Consider the following 15,092-nt stretch of genomic DNA (forward strand, 5'->3'; position numbering starts at 1 on the left):
GAAGAACATGCCGCATTGCATAACACAAATAAAAAAGCAGCCTGTTAAAGCTGCTTTTTTATTTTATGTATTGATAAGGTTTATAACCTTTTTGCTTCGGCCCTTTTTATTTCCTCGTTTTTCACTTCAGTAACAGCGCCCAAGGGTTTGTTTTTGCCAAAGTCAATGAGAATAGGCGCCGCAACAAATATAGAAGAATATGTACCCGTAATCACACCAATCAACATGGCGAAGGCAAAGCCCCTGGTAACCTCACCCCCAAATATGAACAGGATTAAAATGGTGAGGAATACGGTAAGCGAAGTCATGATTGTTCTGCTTAATGTTTGATTGATGGCACGATTGATAATCGTTTCCCTGCTTTCTCCCTTCATCAGCCTCGAGTCTTCACGAATACGATCATATACAATCACCGTATCATTCATGGAGAAACCAATCACCGTTAATATTGCCGCAATAAAATGCTGGTCAATTTCGAGCGGGAATGGCATCACGTCTCCAAGGAAGCTGAACACGGCAAGTGTTACAAAAACGTCGTGCAGCAATGATACAATTGTACCGAGGGAAAATCTCCAGTCGCGGAAGCGCATGAATATGTAAAGGCAAATAATGATGATTGAAATAATCGTCGCTTTTTGTGCACCGGATTTCAGGTCGTCTGAAATGGACGGAAGCACTTTCTGCGAAGCCAGTTTATAAGTTGACTGGAAAGTGCTGTACGAGGTACCTTCCGGAAGAAATTTCTGTAAACCTGCATACAATGTTCTCTCTACGGTAGAATCAACGTTCTGCCCTGTTTGATTAATGAGATAAGCCGTTGTAATATTTAATTGTTCAGGCGTACCCACTGTTTTTATAACCGGGTAATCATCAAACACCGTTTTTAATGCGTCGGCAACTTCTGTAGTATTATAAGCCTTATCAAATTTAATGGTATAGCTGCGGCCGCCCTTAAATTCTACGCCTTCTTCAAAACCATGAAAGAAAGAAGCAACACCCAGTATAAGTACCACCACAGAAATACCGTAAGCCACTTTCCTGTATTTGGTGAATTTGAATTCTGTGTGCTTGAATATCTTGTTGGAAATACCGGTAAAGTATTTAAAGTGCCTTTGTTTATTGGTATAAAAATCTGTTATCAGGCGGGAGATTAAAATACCGCAGAATAAAGACAGTAAAATACCCAAAATCTGTGTAGTGGCGAAACCCAGGATTGGGCCTAAACCAAATATGAACAGGATGATGGCAGTAAGTAAAGTGGTTACGTGGGCATCAATTACGGGTGCATACGAACGCCTGTAACCATCATGTACAGCCAGTATGTAACTCTTACCCTTGGTAAGTTCTTCTTTTATTCTTTCAAAAATGATTACGTTGGTATCTACTGCCAAACCTACTGTTAATACCAATGCCGCTATACCGGGTGCTGTTAACGTAAATCCGAGTGCACTTAAAATACCTATCGTAAACAACAGGTTTAAGATTAAGGCAATATTTGCCACCCAGCCACCTGTATTGTAGTAGATAAGCATTAAAGCGAATATTACAAGGAAAGATATGGCAAACGACATTAAGCCGCCATTTACTGCATCCTGGCCAAGTGTGGGGCCTATTTGTTGCTCTGCAACAATTTTAGCGGGAGCCGGCAGTTTACCTGACTTCAGGATATCTGCAAGGTCCTGCGCTTCGTTCACGCTAAAATTACCGGAAATCTCAGAAGAGCCATTTGGTATAGGGCCGTTTACAAACGGTGCGCTGTAAACAATATTATCCAATACAATGGCTATAGGTTTTGAAACGCCGCCATTTTTCTGCGGAGAATTTCTTTCCGTCATTCTTGCCCAGATGCGTGTACCGGTTGCATCCATGGTCATTTTAATAGCAGGCCTGCCGCGTTCATCATAGTCAGCCCTTGCATCGCTTACATGCTCCCCTTCCAGTTCTGCGGTGCCATTATCCAAAGTTTTAATGGCATATAATACCACAAAGTTTTTGGCAGTTGCATCTGTGCCTCCATTTTCAGGTTTGCCATAAACAAATTTTAAATTGGAAGGAAACTTGTTTTTTACAAAGTCTAAAGCAAGATAGTCGTTCAGGGTAGCTGTATCGGCAATGGCAACATAACCAACGTTGGCCGGGTATTGTACTTTGCCGGTTGCCTGGTCCTGCTGTGGCTGCGCAAACTGCACCAGCGTACGTAGAGGCATTTCTTTACGCATTATGGCCAGTGAATCAACATTGCTGCCGGCGGCTGCACCAGGGGCAGGTTTTGCCGTTTGAGCATTATTAAAACCAGCAATGGCATTTGTATCGTGGCTGGTTACAGCAGCCGTGTTTTTATTGGCTGTATCAACAATTTTTTTGGTTGTATCTGCGGCCTGTTTTGAACTATCTGCAGGGTTTGTTCCTTTAAGATAATCAGCCAGTGATTTTTCTGCAGAAAGAACGCCTTCCCCAATATCATTAATGTTATATACTTCAAAAAACTGGAGGTTGGCAGTTGACTGAAGGTAATGTCTCACCCTTTCAGGATCGTTAATACCCGCCAGCTCAATATTGATGATACCTTTTTGAGGATCCGGATTAATATTGGGTGAAGCCACGCCAAACCTGTCAATACGTTGGGTTAAAATATTGGTGGTATTGGTAAATGCGCTTTTAGCCTGGTCTCTCAGGTAAGTGATAACCGCATCGTTTGAAGCATCGTAGTTTATTTTACCGTTGCTGCGTGTAACGAAATAAGGAGCAAGCTTAGCGCCGGCGCTTACGTTTTTAAACTCATTTGAGAAAAGTGTAATGAGGTCTGCACCGGAAGTTGCTTTTTTAGCTACGGCGGCATCCAGCGCCTTATTAAATGTTTGATCTTTAGTGTAGTTAGCCAGCGATTTTATTAACCCGTCAAGCCCTACTTCCATGGTAACACTCATACCGCCCTGCAAATCAAGACCAAGCATCAATTCTTTTTCTTTAGCCGCCTGGTAAGTGGTAAACCCAAAAGGGCCAATTTTGGTATCTTTTGTACTGTCCAGCACATGCTGAAGTCTTTGTTTTTTCAGCAGTTCCAGGCTGTCTTTATCAGTAGTTTGGGGATACATAGCCTTCACCCACAATCCAGCCTTATCACGCATTGAAGATTCATAGCTGCGAACAATCCAGGTAAAAGACAATTGGTACAAGCAAATTAGTATAAGAGCAAGCGCAAAAAAACGCACCAATCCTTTCAGTTGCATAATTAAAACGTATTTACAATTTTTTTGAGAGCGGCAAAGATAGTGGTTTGAAGTATATGGAGAAGACAATTTGGCTTATTGCAAAAAGCTGCAACTTTCATCAACTTTACCTGAATGATAATCAATTTATTAGAATGGATTATCCGAATCAGGTCTCTTCATTGTTAAGCAGTATTAATTAAATTTTAAGATGCGGGTGGCACAAGGTTTTAATTTAAAAGGAAACGAGTTTCGCCACATACAGAAAAGCCCCGCTTTTTTACGGGGCTTGTTTAGTTAGCAAAGGCCAATGGTCAGATATTGGACGGGGCTTCAACAATTTTTGCTTACGATATTTAGCGTGCCTGCATAATAAGCAGGTTTATACAATTTATGTTCGTGCTTTGGCTTAATTTCTTCCTGTAATTTTAAACCATTTTTTTGGTATAATGAAAAATTATTGCGCCTTTTTTATTCCTTATCTTACAAGGATGCGCTGATATTTTCAAGGCCGGCTACTAATTTTTTTCAAACTTCCGGCAGCCAATAGTCTTCTTTATTTTATAGCTTTTCATAAATTGATTTTTATCTTTAAGCAAATCAATGTTATATGAAGCAATACTTTGCCCTGCTTATCGCGCTTTTACTGCCAGTAATAATTTTCGCACAGCACACGCAGAAACCACCATTGCATGGCAAAAACTGGATGGCAATAACAGGCAAGCCATTAGCAGCGGAAGCCGGCGCTATGATTTTCCAGCAGGGCGGTAATGCCGTAGATGCTGCCTGCGCCATGATTGCTGCAACATGTACCATGTGGGATGTATTAAGTTGGGGCGGCGAAACCCAGGCGCTGATCTATAATCCTAAAACCAAAAAAGTAATTGCTATAAATGCACTCGGTGTGGCACCAACTGGCGCCACCGTTGATTTTTTCAAAAATAAAGGCATGGCTTTTCCGCCTGAATATGGGCCATTGGCTGCCGTTACGCCGGGCACGCCCGGTGGAATTTGTTATATGCTGGCCGAATATGGAACGATGAGCCTGAAACAGGTGCTGGCGCCTGCCATGCAACTGGCCGCCGGTTATCCTATTGAAGCACAAACAGCCAATAGCATGGAGCGTGGAAAGAAGATGATTAAGCAATGGCCTTACAGCAAAGCCGTTTTTTTACCGCATGAAGGGCAGCAGCGGGAAGCGCCTGAGCCGGGTGAAATTTTTGTGCAGAAAGATTTATTGGAAACATTAACCAAAATGGTGGAGGCAGAACAGCAGGCATTAGAAAATAAGAAGAACCGGAAAGATGCCATTTATGCTGCTTATGACCGTTTTTATAAAGGCGATATTGCGAAAGAATTTGTGCGTGGCGCACAGGAACAGGGCGGATTGATTACGATGGAAGACCTGGCAAAATGGAAACCCGTTGAAGAAGAACCGATGCACGTAAATTATAAAGGCATTGAAGTATATAAACTGCAGCAATGGACACAAGGGCCTTCCATGCTGCAGGCGTTGAACATACTCGAAAATTTCGATCTGGAAAGCATGGGCTATAACTCTGCCCGTTATATGAATACTTTATACCAGGCAATGAGCCTGTCTTTCGCCGACCGGGATTTTTATTATGGCGATCCATATTTTCCACCCGAAGAACCAATGAAAGGTTTATTGGATAAAACCTATGCGAGGCAAAGGGCGGCGTTAATTAACTTAGATAAAAGCAATCCAACTATTGGCCCCGGCGACCCCTACCCTTTTGAAGGCAAAACCAATCCATATTTAAATATTTTAAAACAAAGAGGTTTTACGATTGATTCAACCAATAAAACTATTCCCGGCGCTATTCCAAAACATGATGCGGCACAAATAAACGCCATGCAGCAAAAAGATGTTGTTCGTAATATCAGCGCGCCCGATTCTGCCTATATAGACCGCTTATGGCGGGGCACTACTTCGGTGGAAGCAGCAGATAAAGACGGATGGGTGGTTTCTGTTACGCCAAGCGGCGGCTGGCTTCCCGCCTGTATAGCGGGGCATACGGGTGTGGGTATGAGCCAGCGTTTGCAAAGCTTTGTGTTAGACAGTGCGCTTGATCCGTTTAATGTAATTGAGCCCGGCAAAAGACCACGTGTCACACTCACACCCACACTGGCCATGAAAGACGGAAAACCTTTTATGGCTTTTGGAGTGCAGGGTGGCGATACACAGGATCAAAATTTATTGCAATGTTTCTTAAACGTAGTTGAATTTGGCATGACCATACAGGAAGCTGCTGAAGCATCCAACATCAACAGCGACCAATTATGGCTTTCATTAGGCGGCGAACAAATTAAAGACAGGCAACCGCATCCCGGCAGCATACTTGTAAATTCCGATACGCCGGATTATGTGCGAAGCGCTCTGCGAAAAATGGGTTATACATTATCCATCGGTGAACGCACAAGCGGACCGATCAATGCTATTTATTTTGACTGGAAGCATGGCAGCTTCTGGGGCGGATCCTCCAATAACGGGGAAGATTATGGTATCGGATGGTGAACCTTAGCAATACTTTGTGTCTTTGCGCCTCAGTGGTTTAATTCTCTAACAACTAAGGCACTTTTTGGTAACAGCTTATATTTTTTTCTTTATATCGTCAATTATCTTTTCTGCATGCACCCTTGAATTTTCTATAAAGAGTTTATGTGTATCAAAGCCGCCGCAAACAACACCGGCAAGATAAATGCCCCGCTGGTTGGTTTCCATCGTTTCGCCATCATATAAAGGACATTGCTTTTCGTCTTCAGATAAAGTAATGTGCAAACTTTTAAGCAAATTAAAATCCGGGTGATAACCGGTTAATGCCAGCACAAAATCATTCTCAAGCGTAACCATACCATCAGGCGTTTGTATATCTACCGCATGTTCGTGGATAGCTGTAATATTAGAATTAAAATACGCTTTAATACTGCCTTCTTTAATACGGTTTTCAATGTCGGGTTTCACCCAGTATTTTACACTTTTACCGATGGTGTCTTTTCTTATAACCATTGTTACCTCGGCGCCTTTGCGCCATGTTTCCAATGCCGCATCTACAGAAGAATTGCTGGCCCCTACAACGATCACTTTTTGAAAAGCATAATAATGCGGGTCATCATAATAGTGCTTTACTTTCGGTAAATCCTCCCCCGGCACATGCAGCAACTGGGGAATATCATAAAACCCTGTTGCCACAATTATATTAGTACTTATATAATTTTGTTTGTTGGTTCGTATTTCATAAGTCTTCTCATCAATGCGCTGAACCGATTCTATTTTTTCAAAAAGATGTATGTTAAGCTGTTTATCTTTTGCCACGCGCCTGTAATATTCCAGTGCTTCTGCACGTTTCGGTTTTGGGTTTAAGCTCATAAAAGGCACATTGCCAATTTCCAGCCTCTCAGAGGTGGAGAAAAAAGTCATGTTAACGGGATAGTTGTATAAACTGTTTACCAAACATCCCTTTTCAACAATTATATAATTAAGATTTGCTTTTTGTGCTGCTATGCCACATGCCAAACCTATCGGGCCGCCGCCAATAATAAAAACATCGTACCTGCTCATAGGTGCAAAACTAAAGGAGAAATGTTTAGCAACAGTTACAACAACGGGAGCAGCCTGCACGGCAATTAAAAAAAACTGCTGCTGCTTTGCAAAGCATTTTGATGAGTTTGAAAAAGATGGTGAATAAATAATGAGGCGTCATATAAATACTACTTTATTGATTGGAAAATGCTGTTTTATTATTGACAACCGGAATAATTATTTACTGTATAATAAGACAGCAGGAATGTATAAAAGAACATTGCTGCCATGAAAACTTCAGTACAAGGGAGTGACACAACCGTGATGCCACAACGATATTAGCCTGTTACAAAAAAATTCCCACAGGCGATCTTTATGAACAGGATTGCCTGCGGGAAACTTTATTACATAAAATTATTCTCGTCGGCGCTCGGGCCGTAGCTGCCGGGTATTGGAATATTCAATAATCTTAAATAAACGCCCAGTTGTGCGCGGTGGTGTATTTGCTGGCTTAATGCCATCCTTATTACAGCAATCTTTGGATCTGTACTGAATATTTTTGCGCCGCTTCTTAGCGTCCACGGCTTATCCAGCAATGCTTCCGAATCGGGCGTTAATGCGGCGAGGCCATCATTATAACTTTTTTCAAAAGCTGCCAGCAATTCTTGTGTATTGCTAACCCTGGGATGATCATAAGGTTTTTCAAAGTCAAGCTCATCAGTTTTAATCACCAGCGAAATCCAGGCCGGCAGATCGGCTAAATGTTCTGTGAGCTGCTTCATGCTCATGCTTTTTTCATGTGGTTTGTAATCCCATTTATCTTCGGGAACGCGTGAAAGCATTTTACGGGTGGTGGCGCCTTCTTCAATAAATTGTTGCTTAAAAAATTCGATGAATGTCATAGTTACTTTGTTTTAATACACAAAATAACTGCGGGATTGTGACAGCCCTATGTCAGTAGCATTTGGCTTTGTTCAATTTTTTTCAAAATATTTTCTGAAATATTTAAAACCATATCATTTAGCTCTACTGGTTCTATAATTTTTGCATGGTCGCCAAACATCATAAACCATCTTGCAAAGCCCATTAGGGAACTGCTTAAAAAAGTCATGCGCACTATATCCTCTTCCAATTCTTCTTTTACAAAACCATGATAATATTTTTCCTGGCCAAAATATTTAAAGATGCCGATTTCTGCTTCCACTACCACTTTGATGAGTTCGCGCTCATGCGACATCCGCTTCATAAATTCCTGCAATGAAGGGTGTATTTGCTCAAACGTTTCTTCAGTGAAAATAAGTTTCCCTATGCGGTCTGTGCGAAAGTTACGGTAATCGTTCCTCAGCCTGCAAAACGCCACGAGGTGCCAGTTATTGCCAAGGTTGTAAATACCCAACGGCTCCACTTTTCTGCGTGTTAATTTATTGCCTTCAATAGCGCTGTACGTTATCTCCAGCACCGTTTTGGCCGCTATAGCTTTTAATATAGACTGAAGATGTAACTCTTCAGGTTTCTCACGCTTAAAGGCCGGGTGTTCCAACACTGCAATGTGATCATCAATTTCTTCAATATGATCTTTTTCCGCAAACCTTAATACAGCCTTTATTTTATCCAAAGCTGCATTATAATGGCGTGCTGAATTTTTATCTGTTTTTGATTGCATGAGCTTGGCGGCAGTAAGCAGCGCCGATGTTTCATCCTGCGTAAACATTACCGGCGGCAGTTTATAACCTTCCATTAAACTATAACCTGTGCCCGCTTCTCCTATAATGGGCACGCCGGATTCCTGCAAAGCATGTATATCGCGGTAAACCGTGCGCAGGCTTATGCTGAATTTATCGGCAATATGCTGTGCCTTTACCAATCGTTTAGATTGTAATTGTATAAGTATGGCTGATAAACGGTCAATACGGTTCATGCAATTATATTGGGGATGAAATTACAATTGTATAGTAAATAGAAGAAATTTAAAGCGAACATGCGCCTGTTATAATAATTGCAACATGAAGTTGTACTTTAGTAGGAAAATCATTTCTAATGGCTGATACACCTATGACAACATATAAACCTGCGGGTGACCTTGATTACCTGAAGGCAATTGACGAAGCTTTCTCCACTGCAATGATAACCATCCAGTTTCAGGATAAAGCCAGAACCGACCAGGCCCTGATGCAGGCCAAAACGGCATTTAAAAAATTATCTCCTGCGGTTGAAAACAATCTCAGGCTGATTGCAGAAGGCCAGGTGAATTATATAGAATTGGTTGCCGCCTTATTGAAAATGACATTATACCAGGCCGAGGCCAAAATAGAGAAAGCGGTGGAGCAATATAAAAATGCGCTTTCAACGTGCAGGAGTGGTTTTGGCCTGATGCAGCAGCTTGTTCCGCAATATGAAGATGAAAATGATAAAAAAATATTATTAGGTTATTTATTTAAAATATTTGAACTGTTTATAGAAGGCCTTGGGTTGGCACTGCAGATGCAAATAGACAGGAAGCAGGGCAAATTTGTTTCCGAACCGGAAGTGTTGAAACAAACAGTAGCCACCTGGAAAAAAATTGAAGATCTTGATTTTATTAATGTGCCTGCAATAATTGCTTTACGCGAATCTTTTGCGCAACAGGCAGGTATATATGAGAACACAATTGAACGCCTGCTGAATGAACAAAAAACGATAAGTTTTCTGCCGCCATTGGCAAGGAAAGTTTTTATTATACACGGGCACGATGAAGGTAATTTGCGCCTGCTCGAAAATATGCTTGAAGATGAATTTAAACTTGATGTGGTTGTATTAAAAGATGAAGCAAACCTGGGCGATTCGGTAATAGAAAAGTTTGAAGAAATGGCAAGGTTTTGCGGTTATGCCATTGCCGTCCTTTCACCTGATGATATTATAAAGAACAAGAACACAAAATATTTTCAGGCAAGGCCAAATGTATTGTTTGAGATGGGCTGGTTTTGCGGGCGCTTCGGCAGGTCGAGGGTTTGCATTGTAAAACAAAAACAATTGCAGTTACCTTCCGATCTTGGCGGCGTAATTACACTGGAATACCATGAATCTGTGGAAGAACTGGAAGGCAAACTAAAAAAAGAATTAACGGCTGCGGGCATTTTAGTGTAAGCTAATAAAAATGCGGGCAACGTTTGCAAACGTTTAATGCTAATCAAACCCACTCACTTCTTTTGCCAATACATCAGGATCATCTGTGGGCGATAATTTTTTCACCTCTTTTAACTGCTTATTGTAAAGAACGATGTAGGGAAATTTTTGAATGTTATAATATTTCTGCACAATAAATGTGAGCCCTTCCGTTCCTATTTTAAAATAAGGCTTTGTTGCTATATTATAAGACTGGTCAAACGCTTTTATTTCGTTCACAGGCTGATAGGTTATCAATATGATCTGTTTATTTTTTAGCCGGTTTTCATTACGCATCAATGCGTCCATAAAATGTTTGCAATGATCGCAGGTGGGAGAAAAATAAACAAGCACCGTTGGCGTATTCTTTTTTAAGTCCTGGTAAGTAAACATTTTACCATTGGTTAATTTTATTTTAAACGGTGCAATATTTTTCGATGGCTGTGCAAACGAAAAATAACCAATGCTGCAGGCAATTAGGAAAGTAAAAATTCTTTGAAGCATAAGTTTCCTCATATTGATTTTAAGCAGGGCAGGCAATCATAATTAAATATAGCAAAAGCATGTCTTTATTTCCCACTATTTGACATATCCCTGATCTTTAAATTTTTTATTTCTGCGCTTCCGCCTGCTGCAAAAGCTACAATCTTATCAGCATTTTCACCGGGATAAATGTAAGTAGTTAAAGCTGCCTCTCCATCATTCACAAAAACCTCCAGCGAAGATTTATCTAACAGTATGGTTAACCTAACAGTATGGCTGTTGCCTTGAACATCAATGCTCCGTTTAAGCGCATGTTCATTTAATTTACCGCCTGCATTTGTCCGGTCAACAGTTAGCTGGCGGGTTGAACTATTATAACTGATAATTGTTTCATTAATAACCTTTCCTCCTGCATCTTTTTGCTGCGCTATTTTGAAACCCGCTACAGCATTGGGTTTTACATCCAATTCGGCATCGAGCCAGTAAGCATTGCCTTTTATTTTGCCTGTTTTATCAGGATTGATCTCTTCATTATTTAATTGCAGGTTTGAAACAGAGACAACGTTATTGGAAAATTTGTCAAGGTTTTTTACAACAACAGATGATGGCTTTTGAATAAGCCGGTAGCCTTCCGTTGTTTGCTTTAAACTCAAATCCCTTGGTATAGACATTTGACCGCGCCAGGGCCAGGTTGGCTGCGTGTTGGGAATCATCCAGCCTATATAAATATTTTTATCACCAGGCACATTATTCCAGGGAATAGCCGCATAATAGGTGTCGCCGTAATCAAGCGGCAATACTTTATCTGCAGCATTATCATTCTTAAATTCCTTTCCATCGAAATCACCCACAAAATATTGTTCAAACACTCCGCGCTCGCCACCTGCTGCCGATATGCCCAATACCCATTTTTTTATGTTCGTTCCTTCAACCGGCAACTGAATTAAGAAAGGGCATTCCCAGTTAGCGCCGGTATAACCCTGCGGCCCGAATTCGCTCAGCAACGTCCAGTTTTTTAAATCGGGCGACCTGTAGAATTGCGCTTTATGCATATCGGGTACAACAACTGTCATCAACCAAAATTTTCCCGGTTCATACCAGAAAACATTAGGGTCCCTGAAATCGAGCCGGTCCAGGTCAATTACGGGATTTTTTTCATAACCGGTGAATGTTTTGCCATCATCATTACTATAAGCTATGTATTGCGATTCATTGCGCCTGTTGGGGCTATGCGCTGTATAAATAGCCACCACGCATCCGCCGTTGTTGCAAAAGCCGCTGGTATTGCTTTTATCCCAAACGGCGCTGCCTGAAAATATCCAGGTGGTATCGCTATCCTTTATTTTTTCAGGAATAGCTATGGGCAAATGTTTCCAATGAATAAGATCTGTGCTCACAGCATGGCCCCAGCTCATGTGGCCCCAGAAATTTTCAAATGGATTCTGCTGATTGTACAGGTGATATTCGCCATTGAGATAAAGCAAACCGTTAGGATCGTTCGTCCAGTTCTTATCAGGCGTGAAATGATATACAGGCCGCCATTGCAGTGTGGGTATGTTATCAGACTGGGCAATTAATGCCACTTTAATAAGCACGCTTGAAAAACAAAGCAATAATCGTTTCATAATTTTTCCTATTAACAGTTACGTAGCCAAATTACAGGATGCACCTTAAACTTCAAACATTTCCATATCTATCACTATTGCATACTACAAATTGAGTATTTCAGGGGTTAATGATTTAATAAATTTTTGCATGGTCTAAAATTTATTTATTCAAAACAACCATGCTTTATGAAACGTATGAGACTTCTACTCTTTTTTCTTGCATTACTCTGTATGAAAAACAGTATGGCCGCAGAAAGCGAGCCTAACGATACAAAAGCGCAGGCAAACACGCTTGCCCTGAGCGGTAGCAATTCAGGCGCCATTGGCTCTGCCACTGATATAGATTGGTGGAAGGTAACTACCAACAGTGATGGTAAACTGAATATTACTATTACTGTTTCCAACGGTGAATATTTATGGTGCCAGATATATGATAATGATGGCACCACGCTTTTAACACAGGGTTATACCGCAGCCACCACAATAGTTTCGCAGGACGGGCTTGCAAAAGGCACGTATTATCTAAAACTTTATCCTTATTACGGCGGGCACATGCCTGCCTATACCATTTCCAACACTTTGGATATTCCTGCCCAGGCCAATGATGCAGAACCTAACGATTCCAGGGCAGAGGCTATTATCCTCCCGTTGAATAGCAGTGTAACTGGCCATATAAATTATTATTATAACAATAAAAGAGACTCATCAGACTGGTATAAATTAACGACAAATGAAAACGGGCGCATTCGCTTAACCATATCCTCTGCCAATGGCCAGTACGTGTGGGCTTATTTATATGATAACGATGGAGCTACTCAACTGGATGCGGGTTATACATCCGGAAATACAGTTGTGGTTAATAAAGATGGTCTTGCTGCGGGTGTTTATTATATAAAAATCAAAACATATTATACAAACGATTTTGCACCCTATACTTTATCTGACAGTTTGTTTACACCAGCAGTAGAAAATGATACCGAGCCAAACAATTTAAAAGCGCAGGCGCTTACGCTGCCATTAAACAGCAGTGCAACGGGCCATATAAATTATTATTATAACAATAAAAGAGACTCATCAGACTGGTATAAATTAACAACCAACAGCGATGGCCGCATACGCCTTACAATTAAATCCGGCAACGGGCAAAATGTTTGGGCGTATTTATATGATAAAGATGGCACCACGCTATTAGATGCAGATTATACGTCTGGAAATGCGGTTGTGGTTAATAGAGATGGCCTTGCAGCCGGCACTTATTACATAAGAGTGAATACCTACTATACAAACGAATTTGCCCCTTATACATTATACGACAGCCTGTTTACAACACATAAAAATGATACTGAACCTAATAACGCAAAAGCACAGGCAATTGCATTACCATTGAATGACAGCGTTAAAGGCCATATTAATTATTATTACGATAAAAAAAAGGATAGCACTGACTGGTATAAGCTGGTAACTAACAGCGGCGGCAGGATACGTTTAAAAATCACATCTGCCAACGGCCAGAACGTATGGGCCTACCTGTTCGATAACGATGGTACAACACAATTAGATGCGGGCTACACCTCAGGCGCTGCTGTTGTTGTAAATAAAGACGGCCTTGCTGCCGGCACCTATTACATAAGAGTGAATACCTATTATACTTCTGAGTTTGCCCCTTATACGCTGGAAGATAGTTTGTTTACACCGCAGCAGGCAGATGATCCCGAACCAAACAATATAAGGGCACAGGCGCTTACATTGCCGTTAAACGGCAGCAAAACAGGTTATGTAAACTACTATTACGATCACTATAAAGACACAGCCGATTGGTATAAACTAACAACATTAAAAGATGGTGTTATCACACTTGATTTACAATCTTACAATGGCCAGAATAAGTGGGTTTATTTGTTTGATAATAATGGTACTACACTTTTAAAATCTGCCTATTCCTCCACCAGCACTTCTATTACATTTGATGGGGCGCAGGCCGGCACTTATTATGTAAGAGTGAACCCATATTATACCTCAGAATTTGGCCCTTATACATTAAGTAATACGGTTACTTACTATTCTTTTGAAAATGACAGTGAACCAAATGGCTATGCAAACCAGGGCCAGGTGGTTACGCCAAATACAACAACAGGCGGCCATGCAGGTTTTTATTATAATAACAGGCGGGATACGGCAGACTGGTTTAAGCTAAACTATACAGGCAAAGACGGTAACCTCAGTTTCACCATTAGCCAGGAAGAAAAGAAAACAGGTGGTTATGATAACCTGTGGTTCAGGTTGTATAAGGATACAACTGCTTCACCCGTTCATTCAAGTTATGCAGCCGTTGCTAACCGCACAGTTGACCTTGCAGACATGCAAAAAGGCGATTACTGGATAAAAGTATTTCCTTATTACAGTTCTGATTTTTCAAGCTATTCATTCCTTAACACATTTACACCTGAAGAAGAAGACCTCTGCGATGGAATAGATAATGATGGTGATGGCGAGATAGATGAAGATGCTGAAAAATTCACCTGGTATGCCGATGCAGATGGCGATGGTTACGGGAACCCGAATGTCACAAAGCTTTCATGTTCGCAACCGGCAGGTTATGTTGCTGATAATACAGATTGTAATGATGCCGACAACACCATCTATCCGAACGCTCCTGAACTCTGTGATGGTAAGGATAATGACTGTGATGGTTTAACGGATGAAGACGGCGGTGTTACCTGGTATAAAGATGCTGACGGTGATGGTTACGGCGATGCTTCCATCTCTCAAAAAGCATGTGCACAGCCAACAGGTTATGTTGCTGATAATACTGATTGTAGTGATGCCGACAACACCATCTATCCAAACGCGCCTGAACTCTGTGATGGTAAGGATAATGACTGTGATGGTTTAACGGATGAAGATGGCGGTGTTGCCTGGTATAAAGATGCTGACGGCGATGGTTATGGCGATGCTTCCATCTCTCAAAAAGCATGTGCACAGCCAACAGGCTATGTTGCTGATAATACTGATTGTAATGATGCCGACAACACCATCTATCCGAACGCTCCTGAACTCTGTGATGGTAAGGATAATGACTGTGATGGTTTAACGGATGAAGACGGCGGT

Annotated in this window: 9 protein-coding genes; 3 read left to right on the plus strand and 6 right to left on the minus strand. The window is 41.2% G+C overall.

Annotation, left to right across the window (positions count from 1 at the left end; genetic code table 11):
* Positions 1-80 precede the first annotated feature (80 nt).
* Complete coding sequence (gene secDF, locus ACTHN6_RS06830) at positions 81-3,230, minus strand: protein translocase subunit SecDF (protein ID WP_440434986.1); 3,150 nt, start codon at positions 3,228-3,230, stop codon at positions 81-83.
* A 589-nt stretch (positions 3,231-3,819) separates the two neighbouring features.
* Between secDF and ACTHN6_RS06835 the strand changes: the two genes are divergently transcribed.
* A complete protein-coding gene (locus tag ACTHN6_RS06835) occupies positions 3,820-5,748 on the plus strand; it encodes a gamma-glutamyltransferase family protein (RefSeq protein WP_440434987.1) in 1,929 nt (642 codons plus the stop codon).
* 75 nt (positions 5,749-5,823) lie between these two features.
* On the opposite strand, the gene ACTHN6_RS06840 is transcribed toward ACTHN6_RS06835, so the two are convergent.
* The 3 genes from ACTHN6_RS06840 to ACTHN6_RS06850 all read right to left on the minus strand — a co-directional run bounded on the left by ACTHN6_RS06840 (position 5,824) and on the right by ACTHN6_RS06850 (position 8,671).
* Positions 5,824-6,792 carry a YpdA family putative bacillithiol disulfide reductase gene (locus ACTHN6_RS06840; RefSeq protein WP_440434988.1) on the minus strand — a complete coding sequence of 323 codons (969 nt, stop codon included), beginning with the start codon at positions 6,790-6,792 and terminating at the stop codon, positions 5,824-5,826.
* Between the two features lie 365 nt (positions 6,793-7,157).
* Positions 7,158-7,655, minus strand: coding sequence for a DinB family protein (locus ACTHN6_RS06845; protein ID WP_440434989.1), 498 nt, complete (start codon positions 7,653-7,655; stop codon positions 7,158-7,160).
* Between the two features lie 47 nt (positions 7,656-7,702).
* Positions 7,703-8,671: a helix-turn-helix transcriptional regulator gene (locus ACTHN6_RS06850; RefSeq protein WP_440434990.1), complete on the minus strand. Its 969-nt coding sequence runs from the start codon at positions 8,669-8,671 to the stop codon at positions 7,703-7,705.
* Between the two features lie 119 nt (positions 8,672-8,790).
* On the opposite strand from ACTHN6_RS06850, the gene ACTHN6_RS06855 reads away from it, so the two are divergent.
* Positions 8,791-9,876 carry a TIR domain-containing protein gene (locus ACTHN6_RS06855; RefSeq protein ID WP_440434991.1) on the plus strand — a complete coding sequence of 362 codons (1,086 nt, stop codon included), beginning with the start codon at positions 8,791-8,793 and terminating at the stop codon, positions 9,874-9,876.
* Between the two features lie 39 nt (positions 9,877-9,915).
* Here the strand turns inward: ACTHN6_RS06855 and ACTHN6_RS06860 are convergent, their stop codons facing one another.
* Both ACTHN6_RS06860 and ACTHN6_RS06865 read right to left on the minus strand, forming a co-directional pair.
* Positions 9,916-10,398: a TlpA family protein disulfide reductase gene (locus ACTHN6_RS06860; protein WP_440434992.1), complete on the minus strand. Its 483-nt coding sequence runs from the start codon at positions 10,396-10,398 to the stop codon at positions 9,916-9,918.
* A gap of 65 nt (positions 10,399-10,463) precedes the next feature.
* On the minus strand, positions 10,464-12,002 hold the full coding sequence (locus ACTHN6_RS06865; RefSeq protein ID WP_440434993.1) for a glycoside hydrolase family 32 protein: 1,539 nt from the start codon (positions 12,000-12,002) through the stop codon (positions 10,464-10,466).
* Between the two features lie 168 nt (positions 12,003-12,170).
* Here ACTHN6_RS06865 and ACTHN6_RS06870 point away from each other — a divergent pair.
* A partial coding sequence (locus ACTHN6_RS06870) for a MopE-related protein (protein ID WP_440434994.1) occupies positions 12,171-15,092 on the plus strand: 2,922 nt, incomplete at its 3' end.

It is taken from the genome of Parafilimonas sp., from assembly GCF_051953455.1.
Taxonomy (GTDB): domain Bacteria; phylum Bacteroidota; class Bacteroidia; order Chitinophagales; family Chitinophagaceae; genus Parafilimonas.

Coding starts and splice junctions, on each gene's coding strand:
- ACTHN6_RS06865 (WP_440434993.1), bottom strand. CDS start 12,002: ATGAAACGATTATTGCTTTGTTTTTCAAGCGTGCTTATTAAAGTGGCA.
- ACTHN6_RS06835 (WP_440434987.1), top strand. CDS start 3,820: ATGAAGCAATACTTTGCCCTGCTTATCGCGCTTTTACTGCCAGTAATA.
- ACTHN6_RS06855 (WP_440434991.1), top strand. CDS start 8,791: ATGGCTGATACACCTATGACAACATATAAACCTGCGGGTGACCTTGAT.
- secDF (WP_440434986.1), bottom strand. CDS start 3,230: ATGCAACTGAAAGGATTGGTGCGTTTTTTTGCGCTTGCTCTTATACTA.
- ACTHN6_RS06860 (WP_440434992.1), bottom strand. CDS start 10,398: ATGCTTCAAAGAATTTTTACTTTCCTAATTGCCTGCAGCATTGGTTAT.
- ACTHN6_RS06850 (WP_440434990.1), bottom strand. CDS start 8,671: ATGAACCGTATTGACCGTTTATCAGCCATACTTATACAATTACAATCT.
- ACTHN6_RS06840 (WP_440434988.1), bottom strand. CDS start 6,792: ATGAGCAGGTACGATGTTTTTATTATTGGCGGCGGCCCGATAGGTTTG.
- ACTHN6_RS06845 (WP_440434989.1), bottom strand. CDS start 7,655: ATGACATTCATCGAATTTTTTAAGCAACAATTTATTGAAGAAGGCGCC.